Annotated in this window: 23 protein-coding genes and 1 tRNA gene; 16 read left to right on the plus strand and 8 right to left on the minus strand. The window is 40.2% G+C overall.

Annotated elements, in window-relative coordinates; genetic code table 11:
- From EHS11_RS19990 to EHS11_RS05885, 7 genes are all read left to right on the plus strand, one after another.
- Nucleotides 1-185, plus strand: a 185-nt coding sequence (locus EHS11_RS19990) for a hypothetical protein (protein ID WP_210413640.1), incomplete at its 5' end; no start/stop codon positions are given.
- Between the two features lie 196 nt (nt 186-381).
- Entirely contained in the window at nt 382-1,722 is a 1,341-nt protein-coding gene (locus EHS11_RS05860; protein ID WP_167884363.1) for a TolC family protein, read from the plus strand.
- A gap of 5 nt (nt 1,723-1,727) precedes the next feature.
- Nucleotides 1,728-2,546, plus strand: coding sequence for an efflux RND transporter periplasmic adaptor subunit (locus EHS11_RS05865; RefSeq protein WP_135763478.1), 819 nt, complete (start codon nt 1,728-1,730; stop codon nt 2,544-2,546).
- Entirely contained in the window at nt 2,533-5,643 is a 3,111-nt protein-coding gene (locus EHS11_RS05870) for an efflux RND transporter permease subunit (protein ID WP_135763479.1), read from the plus strand. Before EHS11_RS05865 ends, EHS11_RS05870 begins: the two co-directional genes overlap by 14 nt.
- Nucleotides 5,643-6,323: a response regulator transcription factor gene (locus EHS11_RS05875; protein ID WP_135763480.1), complete on the plus strand. Its 681-nt coding sequence runs from the start codon at nt 5,643-5,645 to the stop codon at nt 6,321-6,323. Before EHS11_RS05870 ends, EHS11_RS05875 begins: the two co-directional genes overlap by 1 nt.
- Entirely contained in the window at nt 6,320-7,684 is a 1,365-nt protein-coding gene (locus EHS11_RS05880) for a HAMP domain-containing sensor histidine kinase (protein WP_135763481.1), read from the plus strand. The genes EHS11_RS05875 and EHS11_RS05880 overlap by 4 nt, the downstream gene beginning before the upstream one ends.
- Nucleotides 7,685-7,970: 286 nt before the next feature.
- Nucleotides 7,971-9,032 (plus strand): glycerophosphodiester phosphodiesterase family protein, encoded by a 1,062-nt coding sequence (locus EHS11_RS05885; RefSeq protein WP_135763482.1) that lies wholly within the window; start codon nt 7,971-7,973, stop codon nt 9,030-9,032.
- Between the two features lie 84 nt (nt 9,033-9,116).
- Here EHS11_RS05885 and prmC read toward each other — a convergent pair whose 3' ends face one another.
- From prmC to fusA, 7 genes are all read right to left on the minus strand, one after another.
- Nucleotides 9,117-9,989: a peptide chain release factor N(5)-glutamine methyltransferase gene (gene prmC / locus EHS11_RS05890; RefSeq protein ID WP_135763483.1), complete on the minus strand. Its 873-nt coding sequence runs from the start codon at nt 9,987-9,989 to the stop codon at nt 9,117-9,119.
- A gap of 7 nt (nt 9,990-9,996) precedes the next feature.
- Nucleotides 9,997-10,069 (minus strand) — tRNA-Arg (locus EHS11_RS05895).
- Between the two features lies 1 nt (nt 10,070).
- Nucleotides 10,071-10,715, minus strand: coding sequence for a Crp/Fnr family transcriptional regulator (locus EHS11_RS05900; RefSeq protein ID WP_109018424.1), 645 nt, complete (start codon nt 10,713-10,715; stop codon nt 10,071-10,073).
- Complete coding sequence (locus EHS11_RS05905) at nt 10,715-11,770, minus strand: tetratricopeptide repeat protein (RefSeq protein ID WP_135763484.1); 1,056 nt, start codon at nt 11,768-11,770, stop codon at nt 10,715-10,717. The genes EHS11_RS05900 and EHS11_RS05905 overlap by 1 nt, the downstream gene beginning before the upstream one ends.
- 24 nt (nt 11,771-11,794) lie before the next feature.
- Nucleotides 11,795-13,030 carry an amidohydrolase family protein gene (locus tag EHS11_RS05910; protein ID WP_135763485.1) on the minus strand — a complete coding sequence of 412 codons (1,236 nt, stop codon included), beginning with the start codon at nt 13,028-13,030 and terminating at the stop codon, nt 11,795-11,797.
- A 1-nt stretch (nt 13,031) separates the two neighbouring features.
- The gene (locus EHS11_RS05915) at nt 13,032-13,673 is read right to left on the minus strand and encodes an LIC_10271 family cell wall hydrolase (RefSeq protein ID WP_135763486.1); all 642 of its coding nucleotides are present in this window, start codon (nt 13,671-13,673) and stop codon (nt 13,032-13,034) included.
- A 567-nt stretch (nt 13,674-14,240) separates the two neighbouring features.
- A complete protein-coding gene (gene fusA, locus EHS11_RS05920; protein ID WP_135763487.1) occupies nt 14,241-16,358 on the minus strand; it encodes an elongation factor G in 2,118 nt (705 codons plus the stop codon).
- A gap of 166 nt (nt 16,359-16,524) precedes the next feature.
- On the opposite strand from fusA, the gene EHS11_RS05925 reads away from it, so the two are divergent.
- Genes EHS11_RS05925 through EHS11_RS05945 form a run of 5 tightly spaced genes read left to right on the plus strand, consistent with a single transcriptional unit; the run spans nt 16,525 to nt 21,324 of the window.
- A complete protein-coding gene (locus EHS11_RS05925; protein ID WP_246047620.1) occupies nt 16,525-18,015 on the plus strand; it encodes a TrkH family potassium uptake protein in 1,491 nt (496 codons plus the stop codon).
- 57 nt (nt 18,016-18,072) lie between these two features.
- Complete coding sequence (locus EHS11_RS05930; protein ID WP_135763489.1) at nt 18,073-19,098, plus strand: hypothetical protein; 1,026 nt, start codon at nt 18,073-18,075, stop codon at nt 19,096-19,098.
- An 8-nt stretch (nt 19,099-19,106) separates the two neighbouring features.
- Entirely contained in the window at nt 19,107-20,006 is a 900-nt protein-coding gene (locus EHS11_RS05935) for a decaprenyl-phosphate phosphoribosyltransferase (protein WP_135763490.1), read from the plus strand.
- Between the two features lie 10 nt (nt 20,007-20,016).
- Entirely contained in the window at nt 20,017-20,532 is a 516-nt protein-coding gene (locus EHS11_RS05940) for a redoxin domain-containing protein (protein WP_135763491.1), read from the plus strand.
- A gap of 18 nt (nt 20,533-20,550) precedes the next feature.
- Complete coding sequence (locus tag EHS11_RS05945; protein WP_135763492.1) at nt 20,551-21,324, plus strand: hypothetical protein; 774 nt, start codon at nt 20,551-20,553, stop codon at nt 21,322-21,324.
- On the opposite strand, the gene EHS11_RS05950 is transcribed toward EHS11_RS05945, so the two are convergent.
- Nucleotides 21,313-22,197 (minus strand): hypothetical protein, encoded by an 885-nt coding sequence (locus EHS11_RS05950; RefSeq protein WP_135763493.1) that lies wholly within the window; start codon nt 22,195-22,197, stop codon nt 21,313-21,315. The genes EHS11_RS05945 and EHS11_RS05950 overlap by 12 nt on opposite strands.
- A gap of 60 nt (nt 22,198-22,257) precedes the next feature.
- On the opposite strand from EHS11_RS05950, the gene EHS11_RS05955 reads away from it, so the two are divergent.
- The 4 genes from EHS11_RS05955 to topA all read left to right on the plus strand — a co-directional run bounded on the left by EHS11_RS05955 (nt 22,258) and on the right by topA (nt 26,736).
- Nucleotides 22,258-22,806: a polyhydroxyalkanoate synthesis regulator DNA-binding domain-containing protein gene (locus tag EHS11_RS05955; RefSeq protein ID WP_109018434.1), complete on the plus strand. Its 549-nt coding sequence runs from the start codon at nt 22,258-22,260 to the stop codon at nt 22,804-22,806.
- A 46-nt stretch (nt 22,807-22,852) separates the two neighbouring features.
- Entirely contained in the window at nt 22,853-23,773 is a 921-nt protein-coding gene (locus tag EHS11_RS05960) for a HEAT repeat domain-containing protein (RefSeq protein WP_246047622.1), read from the plus strand.
- A 168-nt stretch (nt 23,774-23,941) separates the two neighbouring features.
- On the plus strand, nt 23,942-24,856 hold the full coding sequence (cysK, locus tag EHS11_RS05965; RefSeq protein ID WP_109018484.1) for a cysteine synthase A: 915 nt from the start codon (nt 23,942-23,944) through the stop codon (nt 24,854-24,856).
- Nucleotides 24,857-24,888: 32 nt separating this feature from the next.
- Nucleotides 24,889-26,736 (plus strand): type I DNA topoisomerase, encoded by a 1,848-nt coding sequence (gene topA, locus EHS11_RS05970; protein WP_135763494.1) that lies wholly within the window; start codon nt 24,889-24,891, stop codon nt 26,734-26,736.
- Nucleotide 26,737 lies beyond the last annotated feature (1 nt).

Here is a 26,737-nt window from a genome sequence, read left to right on the forward strand (position 1 = left end):
AAATCATTTTTCCGTTTACAGGATGTGTGACCACTGCTTCTTCGAAGCTGTCAGGTGAATACTATATCAATACAGCATTAATGCTGGTTACTGCACGATTGCGTCATCTGGCAAGTCCCCAGTGGGGATCTAAAAAATACCTTGACATTACAAAAATTGAAAAGTTAAAATTTGAATCCCAATAGCTATTCGATTTCGAGAGTCTAATTCTGGTTTTGCGAAATATTTTGCACACTGCCTATCTGGTAACAAATACTACACTAACAAATCTAATAAAATTCTAATTCTATTTTAAAGTGCATCTAATGATTTTTAGGGAATTTTCTTTTACATAATCTTTTCAAAAGGAAACAATGGTGTTTCTGGTTTTTGCTTATGTGTATGAAACGAAAAATCCGATTTTTGCTTTCGATTATAATCATTCATCCTGCATATATTTATGCGCAGCAATCCGCTCTTTCCGGTAATGAAAGAAACTCTTCGGAAACAATCACTTTAAGTTCCATTGAGGAAGCAACTACTCTTGGTTTAAAACAAAACTTAAATTTGATTGCATCCAAGTTTGATATAGAGATATCGAGAGCAGAAGTATTGTCAGCCGGTTCAAGGAAGAATCCTTCTTTGAATGCGTTATCCAGTTTGAATCCGTTTCGTAAGAATTACGATCAAACAACAAGCGCCGGTCCCAAACAACTTGATTTGCTTTTTACAGTTCCGTTGGACATTTCACAAAAAATCAAATCGAGAAAAGATCTTGCTTATGCAAATTTAAAAATCTCCGAAATTCTTTTTCATGAACAAATTCGTGATGTATCAATGCAGATCCAGATTGTTTGCATCGACTTGATTTTACATGACGCATTACGTAAACTCTTAAAGGAAAAAGAATCCAATTTAACGGGCATGGTAAGGATGATAGAAAATAGAATCGGCGGTTCCAATATACAACCGTTATTACTAAGTCGTTCGAAACTTGCAGTAAATAATGCTTCTATCGAATTACGTCTTGTAAAACTCCAAAGAGACATGATTGCAAGGAAATTAATCACCTTACTGGGAATATATGATCAGAAGGAAATAATTTTAAATTTTCCTCTTCGTGAAATTCACCCATATGATTTGCCTGATTATGAATTTCTTATGGCGAGTTCAAAAGACAGTCTGCCGGGTTTTATCGCTTTAAAACTAGGATCGGAGTATTCGGAGAAAGCGGTCGAGTTGGCAAAAGCCGAGGTATGGGACGACTTTGATTTTTCTTTCGGTTTATCAAGGCAATATGCGCAAAATGCAAATCCGAGTGACACCGGGTCATCGAAATTACCCGGAGAATCTTCGTTTGCCTTCGGATTCAATATCCCATTGCCGGTATTATACCGAAACGAGGGTGAAATAAAAAAAGCTGAGATTTTGAAATTACAGAATTTAAAACGCTTAAATGCTTTTGAACTCGAGTTAGGTAAGGAAATACAAAAACTGCATTCAAATATACTTCTTTATAAGAAATTTATGATTGAAATAGAAAAAGAACAATTACCGAGAGCGCAACAGGTTTTGAATTCTCAAAAAAGATTATTTGGGACCGGCGGCTCGAATCTGTTGGAATATTTTGATTCCATTTCCGCTTATAACGAAACACTTGTTAATTATTATAATATAGTTTCGGAATATCGAAAGAACTTCATACAGTTGCTTTCGATAACAGGATTTCATGGCGGTAAATAAATTATATGCCGATTTTAATTTTAAAAAAATATATTCAGGTAATCTTGTTTTTTGTATTAACTGTTGTTTGTTTGTTTTTTCGTGGAATATTATTTTCTGATGACCCGGAACCTTCGTTAGAACCTTCGTTTTCTATCAGAGGAAATAGGGTTTATTTCAGCGAAAATTCGGAATTTCTCAAAAACACCCGAACTGATATTGCGGTTTCCGCTGAAAAAAGCAAACAGGTATTAAAAGCTATAGGTCAGATCGTTTTGGTATTGGAAAAATCAGGAGCTTTGATCGGTGAAAAAATAAATTTACTGCATTTGGATCCCGATCGATCTAAAAAATACGATCTTGATCATGTAAAAGGTGTTCCGGGGAACGCTTTTGGTTTAGTTGAAATGGATAGCGAGTTGATTAAAGAGATCCGAAAGGGACAGCCGCTTATTTTATCGTTATACGGACTGCGAAAAGATGTTGCAACTGCAACGGTTTACAAAATTTTTTCAAAAGGCAATGGTCGACAATCAAGTGTTATAATTTTTAAAATCGAGAATGGAAAGGGCTGGTATCCGGGTGCAAACTGTGAAATTACATTTCCTAATATTCTTTCCGTATTCACATATATTCCATCAAGAGCGGTAATACATCACGAGCTTCGCGATTATGTTTTTATCGAGGAGAATCAAGGCATATACCAATCGCGTAACATTCATGTGTTGGAGGAAACCCCGTCACATTTCAAAGTTTCGGGAGTTTTTCCGGGTGAAAGGATATTAACCGGAGGAGCGATTCTATTAAAACCTGTTTTAAGAGAGATTGAGAGTGAAGCGAAATAAAGGTAAATCTTTTTTATTACAAACGGTTGAATTTGCTTATGAAAACGGCGGATTAACGATACTTGCCGCATCTCTTGTCGGTGCTTTAGGGGTGGTTGCTTTCTTGAATTTGAATATTGATGCTTATCCGGATATCTCGGGAGTTCAGGTTCAGATCATCAGCGAGTATACCGGACGAGCTGCAGAGGAGGTGGAACAACAGGTAACCATTCCGATCGAAAGAGTAATGTACGGGATAAAAGGAGTTGAAATCGTCCGTTCTAGATCGATTTTCGGGCTTTCTCTGGTTCAAGTTATTTTTGAATCAGGAACTAACGATTACTTTGCCCGCTCTCAGGTTTTTGAAAAAATTTCTGAGGTCGATGTTCCTTCTACAGCCGTTGTTACGTTAGGTGGTTTGACTACCGCTTACGGCGAGATTTACAGGTACGAATTGACTCAAGGAGGAGAGACGAATCCGCTTGAATTGAGAACGATACATGACTGGACCGTTATTCCCAAGTTATCAAAAATCAAAGGTGTTGCCGGTGTTGCAAATTTCGGAGGCCTCGGAAAACAATATTCAATTCAGCTAATACCTGTTAATCTGCTGAGGTATGGAGTTACCTTACAGGATGTCATAAATGCGGTACAAATTAATAATAGCAACGGAGGCGGATCAATACTTGAACGGGGAAGTTCCGCGACGGTAATCAGGGGACTGGGTAGAATAAAAGATTATAAAGAATTGGAAAATATTCTTATAAAGAATTCATTCGGAACCAATGTTTATGTTCGTGATATAGGAAGCGTAATAATCGACCATCGCCCAAGAACGGGTGTTTTCGGGAAGGATGAGAAAAACGATTCGATCGAAGGAATAGTGCAGATGCGGAGAGGCGAAAATCCTTCTCAGGTTCTCGATCGGATTCATTCGGAAATCAAAGAATTGAATGACAATGTTCTTCCAGAGAATATAAAAATCAAACCGTTCTATGATCGCACTTTTCTTATTGAGAATACTTTGGTTACTGTAATAAAAAATACGCTCCTGGGGATCATTCTTGTGATAATAACGTTACTTATGTTTCTCGGAAACCTAAGAATGGCAGTTTTAGTCGCACTAACGATTCCTTTTTCTCTGCAATTTGCACTTTTAATGATGTATCTTGCGGATATTCCTATTTCTCTTTTATCGGTAGGGTCCATTGATTTCGGAATCATCGTTGACGGTTCTGTAATCATATCGGAAAATGTTATGCGGCATTTTTCCATGAAAGCAAAAAATAAACCGGCGGATTTGATTCTGAAAGCATCGAAAGAAGTACAAAAGCCGATGTTATTTTCTATGGTGATCGTAATTCTGGCTTATATACCTCTGCTTTCACTTACAAAGATAGAAGGCCTTTTGTTCCGCCCTATGGCGTTTACTCTATGTTTTGCGTTGTTCGGTGCCATTCTGTTTGCTCTGTACATTGCACCGACTGTTATCAAAAGTTTTTTTTCCAGTGCGGATTATTTGAATCTTGAAGAAAAAAGAGGCTTATTTGAAAAAATTGAAGTTTCTTACGCTCGGCTACTGCCTATTATTCTGAAAAAAAGAAAACAGGTGGCTTTTGTATTTTTCGTTTTTTTTATTTTTGTTTCGGTTGTTATTATACCAAAACTGGGAACCGAATTTTTGCCTTATATGGATGAAGGAACCTTTTGGTTAAGAGCCAACTTTCCTGAGGGAATTTCAATTGCTGAAACTACCGAATACTCGGCCGAGATCAGAAAAGAATTGAGGAATCTTAAAGAGGTAAATTACGTTACATCTCAAACGGGAAGAAATGATTTGGGAAACGATCCGTTTCCTTTGAACCGTGTTGAGTTTATGATCGGCCTTAAAGACAAGGCGGATTGGGTGGATTACTCGACCAAATCTCAACTTGAAACGGCAATACGTAAAAAAATAAAATCCCAATTTCCAACAGTAAAACTCAATTTAACTCAACCGATTATAGATTCCGTTACGGAAGATACAAATGGAACCTCAGCTGATCTTGCAGTAGATATTACAGGCCCTGATATGAGAATGCTTAGACAAATTGCATCGCAAACCGTTTCGATCCTTCAATCCATTGAGGGATCGGTAAACGTAAATATCGAACAGGAAGCTCCGCAGGCACAATCGCAAATTTTGATAGATAAGGATAAGTTATCAAGATACCGGCTATCAGCTGATAGTATGAATAATGTGATAAATACCGCAGTAGGCGGTCTCCCTATCAGTGAAATTTACGAAAATGAAAAACGTTTTGATATCTTGGTCAAATATTCGCCCGAGTTTAGGAATACGATCACAAGCATCAAACTTCTTCCTATTTTCAACGAACAGGGAGAGGCGGTTCCGCTCGGCCAGATTGCGAAAGTTCTCGTCAATGATGGAGAGACAATAATTGCCAGAGCAAGGGGGGAAAGGCGATTAACAGTCCGTTGCGATATCCGCAATAAAGCACAGGGTGATTTTGTGGATGAAGCGAAACTGCAGTTTCAAAAAAGGATACGAATACCTAAAGGATATAAGGTGGAATGGTTGGGTATGTTTGAAAATTTGGAAAGGGCTAGAATTCATTTTCTAATACTCATTCCTATTTCCGCCGCAATCATTTTTATCGTTTTGAATTTTATGTTTCAATCTTATTTAAAGGCGGGATTAATGATGTTTTCCGTTCCGTTTGCCATGACCGGAAGTTTTATCGCATTGTATTTAAGAGGAATGCATTTAAGCGTATCGGCGGCAGTAGGCTTGACTACATTATTCGGTATTGCAACAATGCATGGAATCTTGATGATTAGTAATATAATGCATGTTCAAGCTTCCGAATTAAATTTGAATTCTGCGATTATCCAAGGCTCCAAAATCAGGCTTCGCCCTGTTCTTATGACCGCCTTCGTCGCATTTATTGGTCTTTTGCCGGCATCGCTTGCAACTGAAATTGGATCTGATATCCAAAGACCGATCGCGACAGTAATGGTTTGGGGAATATTCTCTTCTGCCATATTAACACTTATTATATTGCCTGTATTTTATTCCTTTTTAGAAGAATGGAACCTTGCAAGGAAAGAGAAATAATGAATATCTTGATTATAGAAGATGAAGAGAGAATTGCGACTCTGATCAAGAGGGGTCTGGAGGAATTCGATTATAAAGTTACGGTTGCTTACGATGGTTTGTCGGGAAAGAAACTGGCTTCTCAAAATGATTACGATCTTATCATCGCTGATATCATTTTACCTAAGCTGAACGGAATTGATTTTTGTAAGGAAATTCGTTCCGCAAAACCGGATATAAGCATCATTCTATTAACGGCTTTGGGAACGACCGATGATAAAGTCGAAGGTTTTGATGCGGGGGCAGATGATTATATGGTGAAGCCGTTTGATTTTCGTGAGTTACATGTTAGAATTAGAAATTTATTGAAACGAAAGTTGAATAAAACGGCTTCACATGGATTTATTCTTAAATATTCCGATCTTGAATTGAATAGCCAGGCGAAGACTGTTAAAAGAGCTGACATTGAAATCAATCTTACAAAGAAAGAGTTTAGATTGCTTGAATATATGATGCAAAATTCGGAACGGATATTAACCAGAAGCGAGATTTCGGAGAATGTTTGGGATATCCGCTTCGATACCGGAACAAATTTTATAGATGTTTATATTAACTATTTGCGCAAAAAAATAGACAAGGGTTTTGAAACAAAACTGATTCATACAAAATCAGGAATGGGATTTGTTTTTAAAAAGGAATGAAGATAATAAATAAGCTCAGTCTTCTTTTTACAACAATAACTGCGGCGATCCTTTTAGGATTCGCAGGTATAACTTATTATTCCGCAGACAAAAACCGCGAGAGTGAGTTCTACAAAAGTTTGCGAAAAGAAGCAATAACGAAAGCAAATATTTTTTTCACAGCTAAAGTGGATGCTAAAGTGCTCCAGGCCATCTATATAAATAACAGAAAAATTCTAAATGAAGTTGAAGTCGCAATCTACGATACTTCTGCCAATTTATTATATCATGATGCAATTGAAATAGATCTTGTCAAAGAAACAGATCAAATGTTCGGCGATATAAACTCAAAAGGAGAAATAACATTCTATGAAGAAAAAAGGCAGGTGGTCGGACTGTTATTCCCTTTTAACGGAAAGAATTACATCGTAACCGCAACTGCATACGATCAATACGGTTATGATAAATTGGAAAACCTTAATAAGACAATGTTGATCGTCTTTATGGCCTCCATATTGATGATTTATTTTGCAGGTCGTTTTTTTTCAAAAAAGGCACTCTTGCCGGTAAGTAAAATTGTAAAAAGGGTAAAAAAAATCAATGCTTCAAATCTCGATTTAAGATTGAGCAGCACAGGTAAGGACGAATTATCCGAGTTAGCAAATACTTTCAATGAAACGCTGGATCGCCTTCAAAGTTCGTTCGAGAATCAAAAACATTTTGTATCCAATATTTCTCATGAATTAAATACGCCATTGGCTGCGGTAATTATCGAACTGGAATTGACTCTTAGTAAGAATGATCTGGAAATCAAAGGATATCAGTCGGTTATTAATGATGTATTACATGATGCCCGTAAATTGTCCAAGCTGGTAAAAAATTTGTTCGATTTCTCTAAGGCAAGTTATGATCCGGGCAGAATATCTTTTAGGGAAATTCGTTTGGATGAAATACTTCTGGATGCACAGGAACATGTTGTAAGATTGTATTCAAATTATAAGATTCGCATAGGTTACGGCGAAGAAAAAATACGCGAAGGAATCATTATCAACGGAAATGAATACTTACTTCGAACAGCTTTTATGAATTTAATGGAAAATGCATGCAAGTTTTCCGGCGATGCATGTTGTACCGTATTAATATCTTTCCGAAATGAAGGAACTATTCTTAATTTTATTGATACGGGAATAGGTATTAACGAAGAGGACTTGGGCAATATATTCAATCCGTTTTATCGAGGAACAAATTATGCTTTTGCAGAGGGAAATGGCATCGGATTGACCCTCGTAAAAAAGATAATAGAACTTCACAAGGGAAGGATTAGTGTAAGCTCAACTGTCAATCAGGGCAGTAATTTTAGCGTCGATTTTTCAATTTACTGATTTACAAAAAATACAAATGACTTCTAGCTTCCCGGATCGTAAAAATGCGATTATCTTCCTTTTTGCCTGTTTTATTCTTCAAACTGATTTTTTGTAAACTGTTGACTGCTATAAATAAATATATTATAATATTATTAGATTATAATTAATTTTTGTTTTTTATATTCGAATCTTCTAAAGACAGTTGACAATTTCTGCTTGATTATTATATATTTGCTTTGTAGAATAAATTTTCTTTTATTCTCGTTTATGAGTGGCTCTATCGCTCGCTCCGGAGTTAGCGCAAATGGGAACTTCTTTTTTCAGGTTTAATAGTTTTTGCATTCCTTTGGCAGGGAAAAATCCGTACAAGTTCGTTTTTATATTTGTAGGAATTCTTTTTTCCATCTTTGTGGTCGTTTTATTTAGATACAAACAGGTCGAACCTCTTGTTGCAGCGCATCGCGGAGGAACGGGAGATTATCCGGAGAACACAATCATAGCTTTGGAAAATGCACTGAAAAACGGTGCGGATATTTTGTGGGTAACCGTTCAATTATCCAAAGATGGTATACCAATGTTGTATCGCCCAACCGATCTATCCATGCTGACGGATGGCAAAGGTGCGATCAGCGAGTTTACTGCCGAAGAGCTCAAGACATTCAATGCAGGATATACTTTCGCCAGAACGGATTCCCTTGGAAATACAATTTATCCTTATCGTGATAGGCCGGTTCCGATTCCCACTTTAGAAGATTTTTTACGATTCATTCCGAAATCTGTGCCGATGCTGGTAGACATGAAACAGTTGCCGGTAGAACCTCTTGTACACGGGATTGCAAAAGTCATCGACTCGAAAAACGCCTGGCAACGAGTACGTTTTTATTCTACGGATGCGTTGTCGCTTTATATCATGAAAACATATTATCCTGAGGCGAAACTTTTCGAAACACGTGACATTACCCGCAATCGGTTGTTAGGTGTATCTTTGTCCGGGGAATGTGATACACCTCCTCCTGCCGGTACATGGATAGGAATCGAACTGGATAGAAAACTTACTGTCATCGAAAAATTTACCTTAGGTGAGGGAAGATCGAATATTTATGCACAGTGGTGGACTCGCCCTGCCATAGACTGTTTTAGAAGCAATGGTGATGTGAAGATTATGTTTTTCGGCGTCAATTCAAAGGAAGCTTACGAAAAATCCCTAAAACTAGGTGCTGATATAATCATGATGGATTCGCCTAGTGCAATCAAAACATTCCGCAGTTCGAGCCGATGGAAATTTCCTGAAGAAGATAATCTTGAAATGAAGTCCCTTCGTCTTTTTTTCGGACCTTTTCTTCGTATGCTCATTAATGTTCATTAATGAGAGGTTGTTTCTTTCATCCAAAAATAAATTTGTAACTTTCTGCTACAAAGAACGGAGACAAGTCAAAAAAAAATCGAACGTTTATTTTTTCAGGACAACAAATCTTTGTTTGTGGGAGGAATCGTTTTTGATTTCCCCTTCGCTATAGCCGATTTTTTTCCCTTCTTCCATAATCCATTCTGCAAAGTCAGGATGGGTTTCCAACGCCAGAATTCCTCCGATCACCAAATGGGAAAGAGCTCCCTGAAGGAGGTGCGAATGAAATATTTTAAAATCATCCACGAAGAGCGCGAGATGAGGCTCGAAGTTTAATACATCTTCCATGATGTCCTTTTTTTCTTCCGAAGGTATGTAGGGAGGATTGGAAACTATGGCGTGAAATTTCAAATCAGGAGAAATGTTTTTGAAAAGGTCTGATTCCAGGAAATGAATCTGCCGGGTTCCGTGGGGAATGACTTTTTCGTCGTTTGTTTTTGCAACTTCCAAAGCATCGTTTGAAATATCTGTGGCCCAGATTTCCGCCTGAGGGATCAGCCGGGACAAAGAAACTGCAATGCATCCGCTTCCGGTACATAGATCGAGTATCTTCGGGTTTTGTATTTCGGAGAAAATATTTTTGGAATCTTTATAGAACCAGTCCACCAATTCCTCGGTTTCGGGTCGGGGGATTAACGTATGTTTGTTGACATAGAAATCGTATTTATGGAAACCCTTTTTGCCTGTGATGTAGGCGACAGGTTTTTTTTTGCTTCTTTCGACAATGCGTTCCCGGTAAGTCTCGATTTCTTTCGGACTTAAGGGCATTTCAAACTGGGAATAGAGTTTGATGCGGGGGAGGTTTAGGAGATCGGATAACAACCATTCGGCGTCAATTCTTGGATTGGGGATGCCTTTTTTTTCTAAAAATTCCGTGGATCTTTTTAAGTAATAAAGTAGTGTGTTTGGTTCGGTCATTTTACCTTGCCCCCGACAGGATTCGAACCTGTGTCAACAGTTTAGGAAACTATTGTTCTATCCACCTGAACTACGGGAGCTTTAGCCTGGTTTTCGTTTCTGATTCACAATCCTTTGGAAATCATTGATATTGTGAATAACTATTTTGTCGGGATATAGATCCAATTTGCCTGTTTTTACAAATTGCATAATGACTTTTTGTACTTCTCCGACGGGCTGCGCACACCAACTGGCAATGTCTTCGACGGTAGAAGTCAAAACGATCTCGCTATAGACATCGTTCGAATATTGTTTTTCGTAAAGCATAACGAATACATCGCATACTTTCCCCAATATATCATCCATAAGAAGGATCATCAACCTGCGTTTTTGGTCGTAGATCCGAAAGGAAAAGATGTGGAGTAATTTCATCGCTAATGCAGGGTTTTTGGTCATCAGCATTTCAAAATTGGCACGATTGAAATTGAGTGCTTTTACTTCTGTGACCGCAGTGGCTGTGGCGGAACGAGGTTGTTCTTCCAGAATAGCCATCTCACCTAAGATGTCGCCTGCTTCCAATACATCCAGGGTTTTGATCGAATTTCCGATTGTTTTTGTGATTTTTACCTTTCCTTCTTTGATCAGGTAAAAATCGTTTCCCGGTTCGTATTCGCAAAACAAGACATCATTCGGCTCAAAAACTTTTCCGAATTTTCCGAACATTGCTTCCAGCATTTGATCATTCATTAGGATTTACCGGCTTTGACTTTTGCTTTTGCATCTTCGGAAATGCTGTCATCTGTAGGAGGGAGAAGAATAACTTTCTGATACAACTGTAATGCTTTGTCTCTTTCCCCGTTTGCTTCTGTAGCGAGTGCTAAATGGTAAACAGTCTCTTTCAACAGTTGACCTTTCGGATATCTTTTGATAAAATTGGAAAAAGTATTAATCGCAGAAGCATTGTCCTTTGCTTTGTAATGCGCCTTTCCCAGGTAGAATAAGGAATTTTCCACTAATTGTTCTTCTTCTTGGGTAACTGAGTCGGTTCTTTCCGAAATCTCTTTGTAAATGGAACTCGCTTCTATGAATTTACCTGCGCTCATCATCGTGGAGGCTTTGTCATGTTGGGACTGAATGGAATTCGGATCTACTGTGGAAGTGGACGGATCTTTTTGGATCGCCATTGTTTTTAACATTTCCTGCAATTTTCCGTTCCCAGCACCAGGTTCCGGTTTATAAATTAACTCGGGTAAGGTGAGAGGATAAGTGCCTTTTCTTACCGCCAAGTCTTGCAATTGTTTTGCGCGGTCAATGTACTGGCCGTCCGGATAATGTTGCAGGTATTGACTGAATGCATACGCGGCATGTTCGTGGTTTCCGTTTTTGAAAAACACTTCGGCGACATTCATAAGTTCGAAGGGAGGGTTTTTTGCCTCCCCTTGGCCTAAAATTTCTCTTACTTGTCTGTGGACTTGGCGAAGTTGGCTTGAAAAAACTTTTAACATCTTGATGATAAGATGTGTTTTATCACTTACGAATCTTTCAAATTCAGGAACTTTAAATACAAGTACAGTGGCAGCTCCTATCACTTGAGCTGTTTCTTCTCTAGGGTATCTTCCTAGCGCACTTTTCACGCCGAAAAATTCTCCGAGCTTAACGTCTTCTTTCAGTTCGACGCCGTTTACGTTGGAGTAGGTGAGAACTACTCGTCCTTTTTGGAGAACAAAAATATCTTCCGCTTTGTCTTTCTCAAAGTAGACAATGGAACCGCCTTTATAATTTCGAACAATGGGGCCAGACAAGATTATCCTCTTAGCGTATAAAATTCATAAAATAGGTAAAAAAGCCAAATCCTTTTTGTACCCAACACTCGAAGAAACTTGGTCTAATAATGCTTTTGGAGACCCTGCGACTATCTTTTCAGAACCTTTCACAGAAATCAGTTCCGATTCTATTCCTAGCTCAGAAAAAAGTTTTTTATAGGTGGAAGACCCGTAAACAGGCATTCCATCGATGACCACCAGATCCACATTCTCCCATCCGAGTTGGGAAACTGAAATCTCAGACGAATTTGTCCCGTCATTTATGACAACTAAATCGGCAATTTGCCCTTCCTTGATGCTTCCCAAGTCCGGTTTTCGAAAGGCTCGGGAAGGGTTTTCCGTTACCCATTGGAGTAGTGTCGATTCGGGCAATTCTTCTTCATATAAATCCTGAAACAGGGATTTAGCTAGTTTCAATTCTTCTAATATATGCAAAGACCCCGAAGGGGAAAAATCGGTTCCCAGGCAAACATTGATCCCTGCATCCATAAACAATTTGATGTTAGTTGTTTTACCGAAGATATGCAAATTGGATCCCGGGCACCATACCACGGAAGCATTTGCTTTTGCAATTCTCTCCACTTCTCTGGGACCGAACGGCAAACAATGAATCAGCACGGAATGAGGACCGAGCGCATCCATTTTTTCCAATCTCTTCAAAGAGCCGAGAGAATCTTCGTCCAAGCCTTCTCCCAAATGAGTCACAAAAGGCAGGTTAGATGCTTCGGCGAGTTTGTATTCCAGGGCAGAACCTTCCCCCCAATTCAAATTGTAATTTCCTACGGAATGAGCCAGAGTGTATTCGGAAAGCAAACGAACGGGCAATACATCAACAAATGATTTCTGAATGGAATGGGGAATATGATCATGAACAGATGTTACTCCCGCCAGTAGGTTCTTATAAGCTCCCAGGTAATAGAGTAGTTCGCTATCCAATTGTTGTCTTTCCGCAAATACTCCGGAAGATTTATAAAGGTTATCATAAGCGAGCCAAGAACTGTGCTTCGTATTACCTCCGATTTTAGGAAGGTAACTCGCGAGAAGATGGTCATGAGAATTGAAAAAACCAGGGTAGATCTTTTTGTTTTTGAAATCAAATGTTTTGGAACCGGGTTCAACGCGGGAAGAAAGTTCTTTTTTTTGCAAGGAACCGATTTTGTTTCCTTCCAGTTTTAAATCAAGATCGGTCAGTTTTCCGTTTTGGAACACTTGGGCATTCGAAATTGTCCAAGAACTCATGTTAGCTTCCTTGCTGCAGAAAAAGAACGGGGTTGATTGCTGATTTGTTATGATTCACTTGAAAATACAGTCCTTTGTCTTTTATAAGAGTGCCCAAACGTTCTTTTGCAACGAGGGTTTGTCCTTCCGTCACTTGCACTCTTTCTAAATTTCCATATACGGAATACCAGCCATTCTCATGTTCCAGAATGATATAATTTTCATACCCATCCATATAATCGATATGCACTACTTTTCCCGGAAGTGCCGCCCGCACCCAGCCGGAATTTTCTCTGGAGTAACGAACTCCTCTGTGGGGGTCATAGGTTAATTCCGAATAAGGTTTTGCAATTTTTTCAAAACCGGGAAGGGGAGAATTCGGCTTTGATTTCGGAGCTATTTTTTTCACTTCCGACTTGGAAACCGTTGTATTTCCGATTCGCAAAAGTTCATTTTGGTAGAGTGCTTCTTTTTCCGTTCTTCCGTTGATCGCGGCAAGTTCCTTCGGTGTGGTTCTTAATTTTTTGGCAATTCCCCACCAGGAATCACCAGCTTGTACTCGATAGGTGTTCCTATCTGTCGGTTTTTGTTTTGCGAAAGTCCTATCCGGGGTGATTTCTAAAAAAAGGAACAAAAGACAGATTTGTATCAGTAGATTTCGCATAAGAATCTAGTATTAACTTCGACATTTTTACGATTTCATACATTTGTTTTTGGGTTCGAATTAGGAGATGATGGGGGCCTCGAAACTTCGTTTCGACCGGGCTCTTCCGCGACTCCGCCTGTCGGCTGCGGTCCTTCGGACGGCGACTTTGTCGCCCCTCTCCGATCCCTGGCCTATCGTAAAGATTTGAATTTTTTCTCATGGAAGACTCCCTGGATGGAGCCTTGCGAGGGAAGACAAATTGGCAAAAAGGCGAACTTATTTCGAGAAATTTCGGGAAAATGCAAAGAGGAATTGCAAATTCGATTGGAATGTGTTAGTTGGAACTCATTGGGTGGCGGGTGGTTCACCCCACCCAAATCAGGGCGGGGATACCAAAATCCCATCTTATAAGGAGAGCCTTGCTTCGAACAAAACAAAAGATGCGAGGCATCCCTAAGATAAATAAAGCCATTCTTTTCTTAAAAACAAGTGAGATGCTCCCGGCGCGGTGGCGAGGCCAGGACGGCCGAAGCTCGTGCGTTGTGACAGGAGATCACACGCACAGGAGCCGGAAGCATCGAACGCTTACTCTTCTTCTCTGTTGTTTACTTTGTATTTTTTCATCAACTCGTCTGCTACGTTTCTTGGAACTTGAGCATACTTGGAAAATTCCATTGCAAACTCAGCCTTTCCTTGTGTAGAAGAACGAAGAATAGTTGAATACCCGAACATATCTGCAAGCGGAACTTCCGCTTCGATTTTCGCGTAACCGTTTTCTTCCGTAGTATTTAGAATCATACCACGTCTTTGGTTGATGGAAGCAAGGATCGCTCCTTGGAACTCAGTCGGTCCTTCCACTTCTACTTTCATGATCGGTTCTAGAATGATCGGAGCTGCTTTTGAGAATCCTTGACGGAAACCGTAACGAGCACCGATTTGGAACGCCATATCGGATGAATCCACATCATGGTAAGCACCGTCATTTACGATACAACGAACTCCGATGATCGGAAATCCGATGAGAGATCCTCTTTCCAAACAAGAACGGAAACCTTTATCACAAGATCCGATGTATTCGCGAGGGATGGATCCACCTACGATTTTATCTACAAATTCGTAATCTTTTCCTTCTTCGGAAGGAATCGGTTCTATGATACCTGCAACACGGGAGAACTGACCTTGACCACCCGTTTGTTTTTTATGAGTGTAATCAAATTCTGCCGCTTTCGTGATGGTTTCTCTGTAAGCTACTTGTGGTGCACCTGTTACCAGATCCACACCATACTCACGTTTCATCCTTTCGATATAAACTTCCAAGTGAAGCTCTCCCATCCCTTTGATGATGGTTTGGCCTGACTCTTTGTCGATTTCCGTTTGGAATGTAGGGTCTTCCTTTGTGAAACGGTTGAGAGCTTTCGCAAGGTTGGGAAGTTGTTTCGACTCTTTGCATTCGATGGTAAGTGAAATCACCGGAGTAGGAACAAACATAGACTCCATAGTCAGTTTTGTCTTACCGTCAGTGAATGTATCCCCGGATGCGCAATCGATTCCGAAAAGAGCAACGATATCACCCGCTTCCGCTTTTGTGATATCTTCCATCTCATCCGAGTGCATTCGCACCAAACGACCGATATTATGACGTTTGTTATTCGAAGAATTGTAGATCGTCATACCTTTTTCCAGGCGACCTTGGTACACCCGAACGTATGTTAACTGACCGTATCTTCCGTCTTCCAATTTGAAAGCAAGGCAAACCAACGGTTTGTCCGTTTCGGAATCCATAATGATTTCGTTGGCTTCGTTTCCTACTTCTTTTGCTTTGTTTACAACATCGTAAGGAGAAGCTAGGTAATCCATCACTCCATCCAGAAGTCTTTGAACCCCTTTGTTTTTGAAAGCGGAACCCATAAATACGGGAACGAATTTAAGTGCAAGAACTCCTCTTCGGATTGCTTCTTTGACGCGAGCTTCCGTAGGAGCACCTTCCAGCAATTCTTCCGTGAGTTCGTCACTGAAAAGAGAAACCGCATCCAGAAGTGCTTCTCTCTTTTCGTTGGCAAGTTCTTGCATTTCCGCAGGAATATCGGTGATTCGGATATCTTGTCCGGCAGCACCTTCGAAGTAATAAGCCTTCATTTCCACAAGGTCTACAATTCCCACTAGATCGTTTTCAAGTCCGATCGGTAGTTGAACCGCATGTGCGTTTAGGAATAGTTTTTCCCGGAGTTGATCGATAACTCGGAACGGGTTGGCACCGGTTCTGTCCAATTTGTTGATAAATGCAAGTCGTGGAACACTGTATCTTTTCATTTGGCGGTCTACAGTGATGGACTGGGATTGAACTCCCGCCACACCGCAGAGAACCATAATCGCCGAGTCAAGTACACGAAGGGATCTCTCTACTTCGATCGTAAAGTCTACGTGGCCCGGAGTATCGATGATGTTGATTTGGATGTCTTTCCAAGTGGTATAGGTAGCCGCAGACTGGATTGTAATTCCGCGCTCTCTTTCGAGTTCCATACTATCCATCTTCGCACCCACACCGTCTTTTCCACGTACTTCGTGGATGGCGTGGATTTTGTTTGTATAAAATAAAATCCTTTCTGTCAGGGTAGTTTTACCCGAGTCGATGTGGGCGGAAATCCCGATATTACGAATTTTCTCAATTTTTGGGTCGTGTTTGGTTGCAGCAGCAGAGGTCATACTTTCCTCGAAAATATTCTATGAAAAAAATTTAGATTCTACCAAATTCTGAAATTAAGCTCATTTGTAAAGTACTTGGGCTTTTTAGGTAGGGCAAAATCCTAGGACTTTGGGGAGAAATTTGATCCATTTGATCTTATCACGTCTTAGGCGATTTTTTAGAACCATGTCCTTTGCCAGGGTAGTTTGCCTTGGGTTTTTATCGGCAATCATAATTGGATCTTTTTTCATTTATAGCAGTGAGAGGGGGGAGATTTCCTATGTTGACTCCTTGTATTTATCCGCCTCGGCACTTTGCGTGACGGGACTTTCTCCCGTAAATCTTTCCGATCTGAATCACGGAACCCATTGGATCATTCTCTCTCTCATCCAGTTGGGGGGACTCGGGATCATTAGTTTTACCGTAATCATCGGGTTTTTAATCATAAAAGGGATTTCCAGAAATTCAAAATTCAACGCATTCGTGACTGCCGCCATTGACAAGGGAGAAGAAACGGAAAAATTAAAATCGAATGAAGTGAATAGAATGCTTCTTTCCATTATCAATATTTCATTCACTCTGGAATTACTCGGGGCCATCGGTTTGTATCTTCATATGCCTGACGGTGTGGAAGGCGGAAACGAGAGATGGTTTTTTTCCATTTTTACGGCAGTCTCAGCATTCAATAACGCAGGTTTTTCGATTACAAACGATTTGTCCGCTTTACGTTATGACCCGTTCAGTTTGTACATAGTTTCCGGCCTTGTAATTCTCGGAGGTATCGGTTTTCCGGTTATCATACTACTCGAAAAATTTTTACTGACGGTTATATTCAGAATTGTAAGCAAAATTGAAATTGCGGCGGAAACTGTCCTCTTGAAAAAAACCCTAACCACAGGAGAGATTCCCAAACTATTTCTTTTGCCTGCACAAGTGTCTGCATTCTTGGAAGGGCGGATTGAAAATTACAATCAGCATTTGAGAGGAGAGTCTACCCGAATCCAATCGAGATTGCTTGTATTCGGATCTGCCATCTTGCTTTTGTTTGGTGCCGTAGGGGTTTATTTATTAGAAAAAGGAAATCCTCACACGTTCAGTTCTCTCGGACCGATTGATAAAATCGCAAACGCTATCTTTATCTCTACTTGTGCGAGAACCGCAGGCTTTCAAACAATGGACCTGGGAAATTTAAATGATGCATCGGTCATCATTATCACCGTACTGATGTTTATCGGTGGTGGTCCACAAGGTACTGCGGGAGGGATCAAGATCACTACATTCGTTTTGCTTCTTGCTTATTTGAAAAACGTGATCCAACCTTACAAACCGGTAATGCTTTTCGGAGAAGTTGTTTCTAAAAATTCCGTGGCAGTTGCGATTCGGGTTTATTTTTTGGCAACTCTCGCTTTGGCTTTTGCATTTATCGTACTCGGAGTTCTGGACGGAAATCAACACTCCTTACATGTGATATTTTTCGAAATGATTTCCGCATTTTCAACGGTCGGATTCAGTCTCAATCTGACACCTCAGTTGGGCGATGTGGAAAAGTTACTTTATGCGTTCATTATGTTTGTAGGCAGAGTCGGGATTTTTACCATTTTGATTTCCGCTACGGGACATTCCGGTGTTCCTAAGATGGGCGGAGTGGACGATGGAGTGAAGATCCAGGTCGGCTAAGAAAATCACTTTACTTAGCTTGTATGAATTTAAAAATCTGAAGGATTGGAAAAGGTTATGGCATTTACAGATTATATCAAAATCGGTTTTAAAAAACCGAATCTCTCACCTGATGAGATAGAAAAAGAAAACAAAAAAAACAGACTGGAAGAATCATTCGAAAAGATCTATTCCAGATTGGAGTCGATTGAAATTCTGAATTCAAACGAAAAGTTTGAAGATAGTTCGATTCTTTCCGGTTCGCTCGCCTTAGATACGATCAATCTTTCCCTGGATTTTTTCGGAAAACCGAAAGCTAAGACGGGTGCCGATTGGAAATCCGAAATTTCGAAACTAGGCAATGACAAGCTAACATCAATTTACGAAAGTTATCCGAATGTTTTGAATCTATCCGCTTCCGTTTCGTTAAAGGAAGAGGATTTGGAAAAATTGGAAACGGAACTTTCCAATTTGATTTCCGAACTCAACAGTCATTTCAAACAAATCAAAAAATCTGATCTTTATACGACTCTCACTCAGTATAAAAACCGAATCCTCGTTCAAACAGTCGCAGTGGTTTTGATTTTAATGGCAACAGTCGGATCTTATACTTATCAAAAGATCACTCGCCCTGATATGAAACAAACAGATATTCAGGTTTATTTTTTATCCGAAAAAAATCCGAGTCCAGTAGATGAAGCTTTGGCTACCGCTCCGATTGATCTGACCAAAAAGGGCGAGTGGGTGGTTTACAAATTTCCAACCTCCGCAAATCAAGAGTTAAATGGAATTCGAATTGATCCGATACAGCAGAAAAAAATGCGTTATTCTGTAGATACTTTGAGAGTTTTGAATTCGAAAGGTTCCGTTCTATTCGAAAGGGATTTCCGATTGGATGAAACATTGCTTCCTAAAGACAAAGATAAATTCGGTCAGATCAGCGATATGAAGACTGGCGGAAAAGCGAAAGCAGGTTCCCCGATTGAAATGGAATCTACCGGAAACGATCCTTATTTCATTGTTTATTTTTCCAAAGTAAAGGATGCATCTTCCGTTGAATTGAAAATGCGCCATTTGGAAGCACATAAAAAATTTACTAACTAAATAATATCGTGATTCTACTCTATTTAAAACTGATGAGGCTTCCGCAATGGATCAAAAACGTGATCCTGTTTGCGGGACTTATCTTTTCCAAAAAAATATTCGATCAAACTTCCTTTACCCGGGTATGCGCTGCATTTTTGCTATTTTCCTTTGTTGCAAGTTCCCAATACGTGTTTAATGATTTTTTAGACAAAGAGGAAGATGCAAAACATCCTGAAAAAAAACACCGTCCTCTTGCCAGTGGCGCATTGGATGCGGGTCTCGCCCTTGCTATTACCGGTGTTATACTGCCATTTGCGCTGATCGGTTCGTACTGGCTTTCTCCTACTTTTTTCTTTCTTACATTATTCTATTTGGTTTTCAATGTACTATATAGCAAGGTTTTGAAACACATAGTGATTTTGGACGTGATGAGTATTTCCATCGGGTTTGTCATTCGTGCGATCGCCGGAGCGGTTGTGATCAATGTTCAATTTTCCCATTGGTTACTACTTTGTACGTTTACCTTGGCATTGTTTTGGGGATTTTCCAAACGAAGGGGAGAGATCAATATTCTTCAGGAAAATGCCGGCAAACATAGAAAAATCTTGGACGAATACTCTCTGGAATTTTTGGATCTGATGATGGCGATCACCTCTACTTTAACGCTTGTTAGCTATGTCATGTATTCTGTCAGCCCTACGACTGCAAAAAATCTAGGCACTGAAAATCTGGTTTATACCGTTCCCATCGTTGTGTATGCGATTTTTCGAAGCCTTTATATCATTTATATCAAAAATATGGGACATGATCCGACTAAGGCGATTCTAACGGACAAATCCGTATTGGCTTCCGGGTTCCTTTGGTTATGCCTTGTGTTATTTTTGGTGTTCGGAAACTTATCAGTCCTTCTGCCAGTCATACAATAGGGGACTGAAAATGATCTTTTGGAAAAATTGGCCTTATCGGCTCAAAGTTGTTTCTGCTTTTTTTATCTTTTTTGTAGCAACTTTGGTGTTCGGATTTTTCAAAGGAAGAGGATTTGATCCTCGCATTCCGATCGAAACACTTGCCGAAACCCCGGCCGAAGCGATTTCCTGGGAAAAGAAGCCGAAGGTGATTTACTTTTGGGCCACCTGGTGCACCGTTTGCAAAGGTTACTCCTATATTCTGAATTCCAATTTGAATCTGCTGAATCAGGACAAAATCCCGTTTTTATCCGTAGTAGCCCCGGATGAAGAAGGTTCGCCGGACGCACTCCAAAAATACATCCAAGAACATGATATCAAATACCCTGTGTTAAAAGGAAATTACCAACTTCTCCGCGATTGGGGAATTTCCGCTTTCCCAACTACGGTTTTTTTAAATGCAAAAGGAGAAGTTGTTTTTGCGGATACGGGAATTATCAGCCCTCTCAGTTTTTGGCTTCGTTCTTTTCTCACGACTCTCTTTTAAACAACCGATGAATCTATTATGGAGCAACCATTCAAGCCAAAGCCGTTACTTAATAAATCCGAGCTCCGCCAAATCAAGCGCAGTCGGACGCGCGTGGAAGGTAAAAAAGTCCTTACTGATGACGTAAGAAAGCTCAAATCCTTAAAAGTTACTCCCGACCTCAGCCCGACGGAAGCAGTTCATTATTATAAAGAACCCATCTGGATCGAATATTATATTCCTAAGGAATCCAGATTTGCCTATGAAACAAAATTTTTATTCATACTGCTCGTTGATCCAATTCCCAATGAGGAAGAATCCGACATCGCATTGAAGGAAGCGATCGAGAAAAAGACAATCATTGATGTATGGACTTACATTAATGAAAGCAGGGAACATTTGGATTTTATAAAAGGATCTTATCATAGTACGATTTCCATGCATGAAACGATCAGTCATATTTTTACAGCTTATCTTGAAACAAAAAGCACAGAAGAATTGAAAATTGCGTGTTACTTGACGGAAGCATTGCTTAAGTATGAGCCTACTCTTGCGAGTCTTCGTTTCTTTCGAGACTATGTAATTTTCAATTTGAATTATTTTATCCGCGAATTGAATAAAGCAAAGATCGAATTTTCTTTGGAAGACGCCACAGTATCGCTTTTGATCAAAAGAAGAAATGAAGTTTGGGAAGAAGAAAATCGGGCAGAGGATGAAGATTTCGATTTGCTTGCCGCTTTGTTTTTTGAACAGGCTTTCCCGAACCGAGGGGCAAGCGAACTTTCCACGGACGACCTGCGCTTAGTCGAATGAATTTCCATACAACCAAGTAAAAAGTTTACGGATGTTTTCTATATTTTTTTGTTCCTTGTCTCCCGAATTATTTTCAACAAATCTTTCTTCCAGTTTGTAACGAACCGGGATTTTTTTTTCTTGGAATTCGAACGTAAGTTTTTTGAAATTCACCGAACCCGACCTGGGTATTTTTTCTTTTTTGGTTATGGGAAGGGAATTGGAAATCACTTCCAAGATCTCGGAATAATTGAAAAGTGAGGGAGAAATTTCGGTAATCCCTTGGGAAAGATCTCTGTATAGATTTCCCTTGTCGAAGTTTTTCAATCCCAAAAACAGAACTTGTTTTTCTTTTTGAACCGACTTTAAGATTTCAACCGATTTGGAAATGGGGGAAGGCACTGCGTCCCAATCCACCAAAACCAGATGGATGGGGCTTGTTTTGATTCGCGCTACCAAATGTTCGAATACACCTTCTGTATACGCCGCTTCTCCCATAGCACGCAGTAGGCTGAAGATATGTTTGTCAAACCTTGCCTGAGTGGAAAAGATCGCCCAGTTCGTAGAACTAGAATTAGCTGGAAATATGGGGAATTCGGAAAAATGGCTGCCGTCTTCTTGCCACAATAAACTCACACCTGCCTTTCTGTAATTTTCCCTTTCCCCTTCCGTAAAGAGACCAAATAGCAATGGTTCAATGCTCCATTCCAATAATTCTTTTGCAAGCTCCGGTGTCGGTTTGGAAAAAAAAAGAATCCCTGAGGAATGATCCTTCCAATTTTTCGAATGCACCTCGGTAATTTGGAGGGAGTGGTATTTGAGCCAAGCATGTAGTAATTTTCCTTCTTTCTCGGAACCCGGGGAAATCAAAACTGCTCCAAATAGAGGAATCATTCAGATTGTATTTTGGTTGACCCCCTGTTCTCGAAAAGACATTTTAAAATTCGTTCTTCTATGAAGATTCTAAAACGTTACGCCAATCGCAGACTTTACGATCCCGAGACCAGCTCCACTATCACTTTGGAAGATGTGGCTAGGATGATCATCGGTGGAGAAGAAATTAAAGTTTTGGACAATATGTCCAGTGAGGATATCACCCCTAAGATCTTAGGCCAGACTTTTCTCAAGGTAAGTTTGGGCCAACGTAATGAATACTTTTCAAATTTTATGCTCACTTCTCTCATCCGGGAAACGGGAAGGGATATCTCCGGGTTATTTGAACGATTGGTACTAGGGGGGATCGGTGCCAATTATCTTACCTCGGAACGATTGGAAAAGATCGTCACCTCTATGGTGGATTTGGGGGAATTGAAGGAAGCGGATTTCAGCCACTACAGAGAAGACCTGCTTCGTAAAATGGCTTCTCGTGCCAGTGAGAAAAAAGAACAAATTCAAAAGGACTTGGAAAAATTATCCATCAGCTTACAGGAAAAAGAAACTCCTACTCTCGGTGACCTTTCTGAAAAATTAAAAGAAGTCGCAGAAAAATTAAAAGATACGTAATCAATAAGGATAAAAAACCGTCAGACTTTAATATAAGAGGTTCTCTGTGAAACGTTTAGTGAAGCTTATTTTTATTTCCATTCTAGGGGTTGTTGTTTCCCCAGGATTAGTACTAAATGCAGATGAAGGAGTGTCAGTTCCCAGAGAAAGGTTGGCCTTTTTTGCCGAGCAGCAAAAAAGGATCGCTTCTGCCGACCCTGAAGAAATCAGAGATGCTATCGACCGATTAACTTATGTTAAAAGTAAATTGGGAACCAGAGATTTGATCGCTGCCTTGAGAGGAGCACCGAATTTTCCCAGTTCGACTCAAAATTCACCGGTTGTAAAATTTTATGCTGCAAAGGCGCTCGGGCGCAAAGGCGAGACCGTTGCCATTGAACCTTTGTTAATTGAATATAAAAAACAATCCGAAGCTCTTGTGGAAAGAGAAAATAAACCCCGCAAATTGAAAGACGGTGTTTACGGATCAGAGAGTTTATCCAGTCCTTATTTTTTTGCTGAGGATGATATCTCCATGGTTCTGGCTTGCGGCGAAATGCTGAGGTCTCTCGGAACTCTTCCATTGACAGAAAACTCCGAAAAAGAAATCAAACAGGCGCTCATTCATAAAAATTTCTATATTCGTTCTTCTGCCGCAGATGCCATCTATCTGGCCGGAAAGAAAGAAACGATGTCCAACCTTCCCGAACTTTTAAGTCATGAAAAAGATCCTTATGCTAAAATCTCCATCTTGAGTGCACTCGCAGGACTTGAAAGACTACCCAATCAAAATTTCAAGGCAGTGGTGGATACTTTAAAAGACAGTGATCCTGAAATCAGAAAAAAAGCATCCGAAGCACTGGTTCGAATGGATCTGACTCTTGCTGCACCTCATTTGGAGAATGCCATTGCGAGTGAAAATGACCAAAGGGTACTTTTGCAAATGAAAGAGGATTATAAACAAATTCAATCCTTTCGGGTTCCTTAAAGCACTTCGGCCGGATTTCTCCAGTATTTTAAACATCCTGTGGATTCTGTTATCTCGCCTGCGGCTTCGCCCGGGTGAGAGAGGCTGAATCTGATGAGAAACTTGTTTCTCATTTTCTTCGTGGACAAAATCAGTTTTCCCAAAAGTAATAACTTTTGCGGAGTTCTTATGAAGTTAAATAGTATTTTAGAAGCAATCGGAAACACCCCTCATGTTCGCCTGTCTCGTCTTTTTGGAGAAAACCACCAAGTTTGGCTGAAGTTAGAGCGTCAAAATCCGGGCGGATCCATCAAAGATAGGATCGCTCTTTCTATGATCGAGGATGCGGAAAAAACAGGTAAGTTGACAAAGGATTCCATGATTGTGGAGCCTACTTCCGGAAATACAGGGATAGGGCTTGCTATGGTTGCTGCGGTAAAAGGGTATCCAATCACTCTTGTTATGCCGGAACATATGTCGATCGAAAGAAGAAGAATCATGGCGGCATACGGTGCCAAGTTCGAACTTACCCCTCGTGAAAAGGGAATGCCGGGAGCGATTGAAAAAGCGAAAGAAATACTCGCTTCCAATCCGAAAGCATGGATGCCTCAACAGTTTGAGAACGAGGCAAATATCAGAGTTCATAGAGAAACCACTGCGGAAGAGATTGCAAAAGATTTCCCGGAAGGTTTGGATTATATCATTACAGGTGTGGGAACTGGCGGGCATATCACAGGCTGTGCTGAGAACCTGAAGAAAAAATTTCCTAAATTGAAAATCATTGCAGTGGAGCCGGAAGGTTCACCTGTTCTCAGTGGCGGTAAACCCGGACCACACCCCTTACAAGGGATAGGTGCCGGTTTCATTCCTAAAAACTGTAAAACGGAACTTTTGGATGAAATCATCACTGTAGGAAAAGATGAATCATTTGCTATGGCTGTTGAGATTGCAAAAAAAGAAGGTATCTTTATCGGAACTTCTTCCGGCGCAAGTCTTGCGGCAGTGGCTAAAAAATTAAAAGACATTCCTGCAGGATCAAAGGTTCTTACTTTCTGTTATGATACGGGAGAAAGATATCTGTCGATTGAAGGATTGTTCGTTTAGTTTTCAGGACAAAAACTATCACAAAACTAATCATAGTTGAGTCTCCTACCAAAGCGGCGGCTTTACAATCTTACCTTGACGGAGATTGGAAAGTCGTTGCAACCAAGGGTCATATCAAAGACCTTCCTCCCAAACAATACGGAATCGATTTTGCCAACGACTTTGAGCCCAGTTACGAATGGCTGAAAGGCAAAAAAACATTATTTTCTAATATTCGAAAATTATCCAAGTCCAGTTCCCATATATATATTGCCTCGGACCCGGATCGGGAAGGGGAGATGATCGCCGAACATATATCCAACGAGCTCGGTGATAAAAAAGGGAATATGTTTCGCATTCGTTTGAAAGAGATTTCCAAACAGGAAGTCATATCCGCTTTAAAAAACCCTTCTACGGTAGACCGGCAATTGGTTGATTCCCAGGTAGCAAGGAGAGTGATTGATCGTATTTTCGGCTTTGAAATTTCTCCTTTTCTTTGGAAGTATTTGGGAGGATCTTCACTTTCCGCTGGAAGAGTTCAGTCTACCGTATTACGATGGATATGCGAAAGAGAGGCAGAGATAAGGAATTTCATTCCTGAAGTTTATGTTTCTCTAAAGGCAAAGATGACTAATAAGGAAGAAAATTTCGAATTGGATTATGTTTTGCCCAAATCGAAAGAGAGGTTAAACGAAAAAGAAGCAAAATCGGTGCTTTCCAAATACGGTGTATCCGGAAAAGGAAAAGCTCGGCCCGATACTTTTTTAACATTGGAATCAATTGATGAGAAGGAATATAAAAATTATCCTCCTCCTCCTTTTACTACTGCCGTACTACAGGAAACAGCTTCGCGGGTTTTCGGATTTAGCGGATCTCATACGATGAAGATCGCTCAAGTATTATTCGAAGGAAAGCGGATGAAGAACGGGGAATACCAGGGGCTCATCACTTATATGAGAACCGACTCGACCCATGTCACGGACGGCAAAAAAAAGATCGCATTACGTTTCTTAAATGAAAAATTTTCGGATCTTGTCCGGGGTGTTCCCACCAAAGGAAAAGAAAAACTGCATAGCCAGGGAGCACATGAGGCGATCCTTCCGATCGATCCTTATCTTATGCCCGAAAGTTTACGATCTTCTTTGAAACCGGACGAATTCAAATTGTACGAACTGATTTGGCAAAGGTTTCTGGAAAGTTTTCTGTTGCCTGAAACGGGAATCGAAAGAAGTTATATTTTCGAATCCAAAGGAGAGAGATGGAATACCAAAGAAAAAGAAGGGAAATCGCCCGGATTCAAAGGATTTCTGGGAAAAGATAAACCTCCCGTGGATCTGCGAAAAGGTTTGAAGCCCGGAACAAAAGTTCCCGTCACAGAATGGATTTGGGAAGATAAAAAAACTTCACCGCCTGCTCGTTATACGGAAGGAAGTCTGATCCAAAAAATGGAAAAAACGGGAGTCGGGAGACCTTCTACTTATTCGCAAACTCTTGCTACGCTTATGAAACGTAAGTATGTTTCCCAAAATCAAAAAAAGATAGGAGCATCCGCATTAGGTGAAAGTGTAAATGATCTTTTGGTTGAACGGTTTGACGAAATCGTCGGAGAGAATTTCACAAAGTCGATGGAAGAAGAATTGGATCTCTTGGCCGGGGGCAGTGGTGCCCGTGTCAAACTGATCAGAACGTTTTATCATAGGGTCTTGGAATTAAAAAAATTAACATCGGCGGTTAAAAAAGAAAAAACTAAGGACAAAGGGAAATGGGTTCCGCAAAAAGGAACCAGGACCTGTCCAACTTGTAATGAGGGAATGATTTTAACCAAGTTTTCGAAAACCGGAAAAACGATCTATTATTGTTCTCGTTACCCACATTGTGATTATGCTTCTTACGAAGAATAAT

The organism is Leptospira ilyithenensis (genome assembly GCF_004771005.1).
GTDB classification, from domain to species: Bacteria; Spirochaetota; Leptospiria; order Leptospirales; family Leptospiraceae; genus Leptospira_A; species Leptospira_A ilyithenensis.

Bases quoted from the DNA above. Each gene is read 5' to 3' on its own strand.
- EHS11_RS05860 (WP_167884363.1), top strand. From the start codon at position 382: ATGAAACGAAAAATCCGATTTTTGCTTTCGATTATAATCATTCATCCT.
- EHS11_RS05865 (WP_135763478.1), top strand. From the start codon at position 1,728: ATGCCGATTTTAATTTTAAAAAAATATATTCAGGTAATCTTGTTTTTT.
- EHS11_RS05875 (WP_135763480.1), top strand. From the start codon at position 5,643: ATGAATATCTTGATTATAGAAGATGAAGAGAGAATTGCGACTCTGATC.
- EHS11_RS05880 (WP_135763481.1), top strand. From the start codon at position 6,320: ATGAAGATAATAAATAAGCTCAGTCTTCTTTTTACAACAATAACTGCG.
- EHS11_RS05885 (WP_135763482.1), top strand. From the start codon at position 7,971: ATGGGAACTTCTTTTTTCAGGTTTAATAGTTTTTGCATTCCTTTGGCA.
- prmC (WP_135763483.1), bottom strand. From the start codon at position 9,989: ATGACCGAACCAAACACACTACTTTATTACTTAAAAAGATCCACGGAA.
- EHS11_RS05900 (WP_109018424.1), bottom strand. From the start codon at position 10,715: ATGAATGATCAAATGCTGGAAGCAATGTTCGGAAAATTCGGAAAAGTT.
- EHS11_RS05910 (WP_135763485.1), bottom strand. From the start codon at position 13,030: ATGAGTTCTTGGACAATTTCGAATGCCCAAGTGTTCCAAAACGGAAAA.
- EHS11_RS05915 (WP_135763486.1), bottom strand. From the start codon at position 13,673: ATGCGAAATCTACTGATACAAATCTGTCTTTTGTTCCTTTTTTTAGAA.
- fusA (WP_135763487.1), bottom strand. From the start codon at position 16,358: ATGACCTCTGCTGCTGCAACCAAACACGACCCAAAAATTGAGAAAATT.
- EHS11_RS05925 (WP_246047620.1), top strand. From the start codon at position 16,525: ATGTCCTTTGCCAGGGTAGTTTGCCTTGGGTTTTTATCGGCAATCATA.
- EHS11_RS05930 (WP_135763489.1), top strand. From the start codon at position 18,073: ATGGCATTTACAGATTATATCAAAATCGGTTTTAAAAAACCGAATCTC.
- EHS11_RS05940 (WP_135763491.1), top strand. From the start codon at position 20,017: ATGATCTTTTGGAAAAATTGGCCTTATCGGCTCAAAGTTGTTTCTGCT.
- EHS11_RS05945 (WP_135763492.1), top strand. From the start codon at position 20,551: ATGGAGCAACCATTCAAGCCAAAGCCGTTACTTAATAAATCCGAGCTC.
- EHS11_RS05950 (WP_135763493.1), bottom strand. From the start codon at position 22,197: ATGATTCCTCTATTTGGAGCAGTTTTGATTTCCCCGGGTTCCGAGAAA.
- EHS11_RS05955 (WP_109018434.1), top strand. From the start codon at position 22,258: ATGAAGATTCTAAAACGTTACGCCAATCGCAGACTTTACGATCCCGAG.
- cysK (WP_109018484.1), top strand. From the start codon at position 23,942: ATGAAGTTAAATAGTATTTTAGAAGCAATCGGAAACACCCCTCATGTT.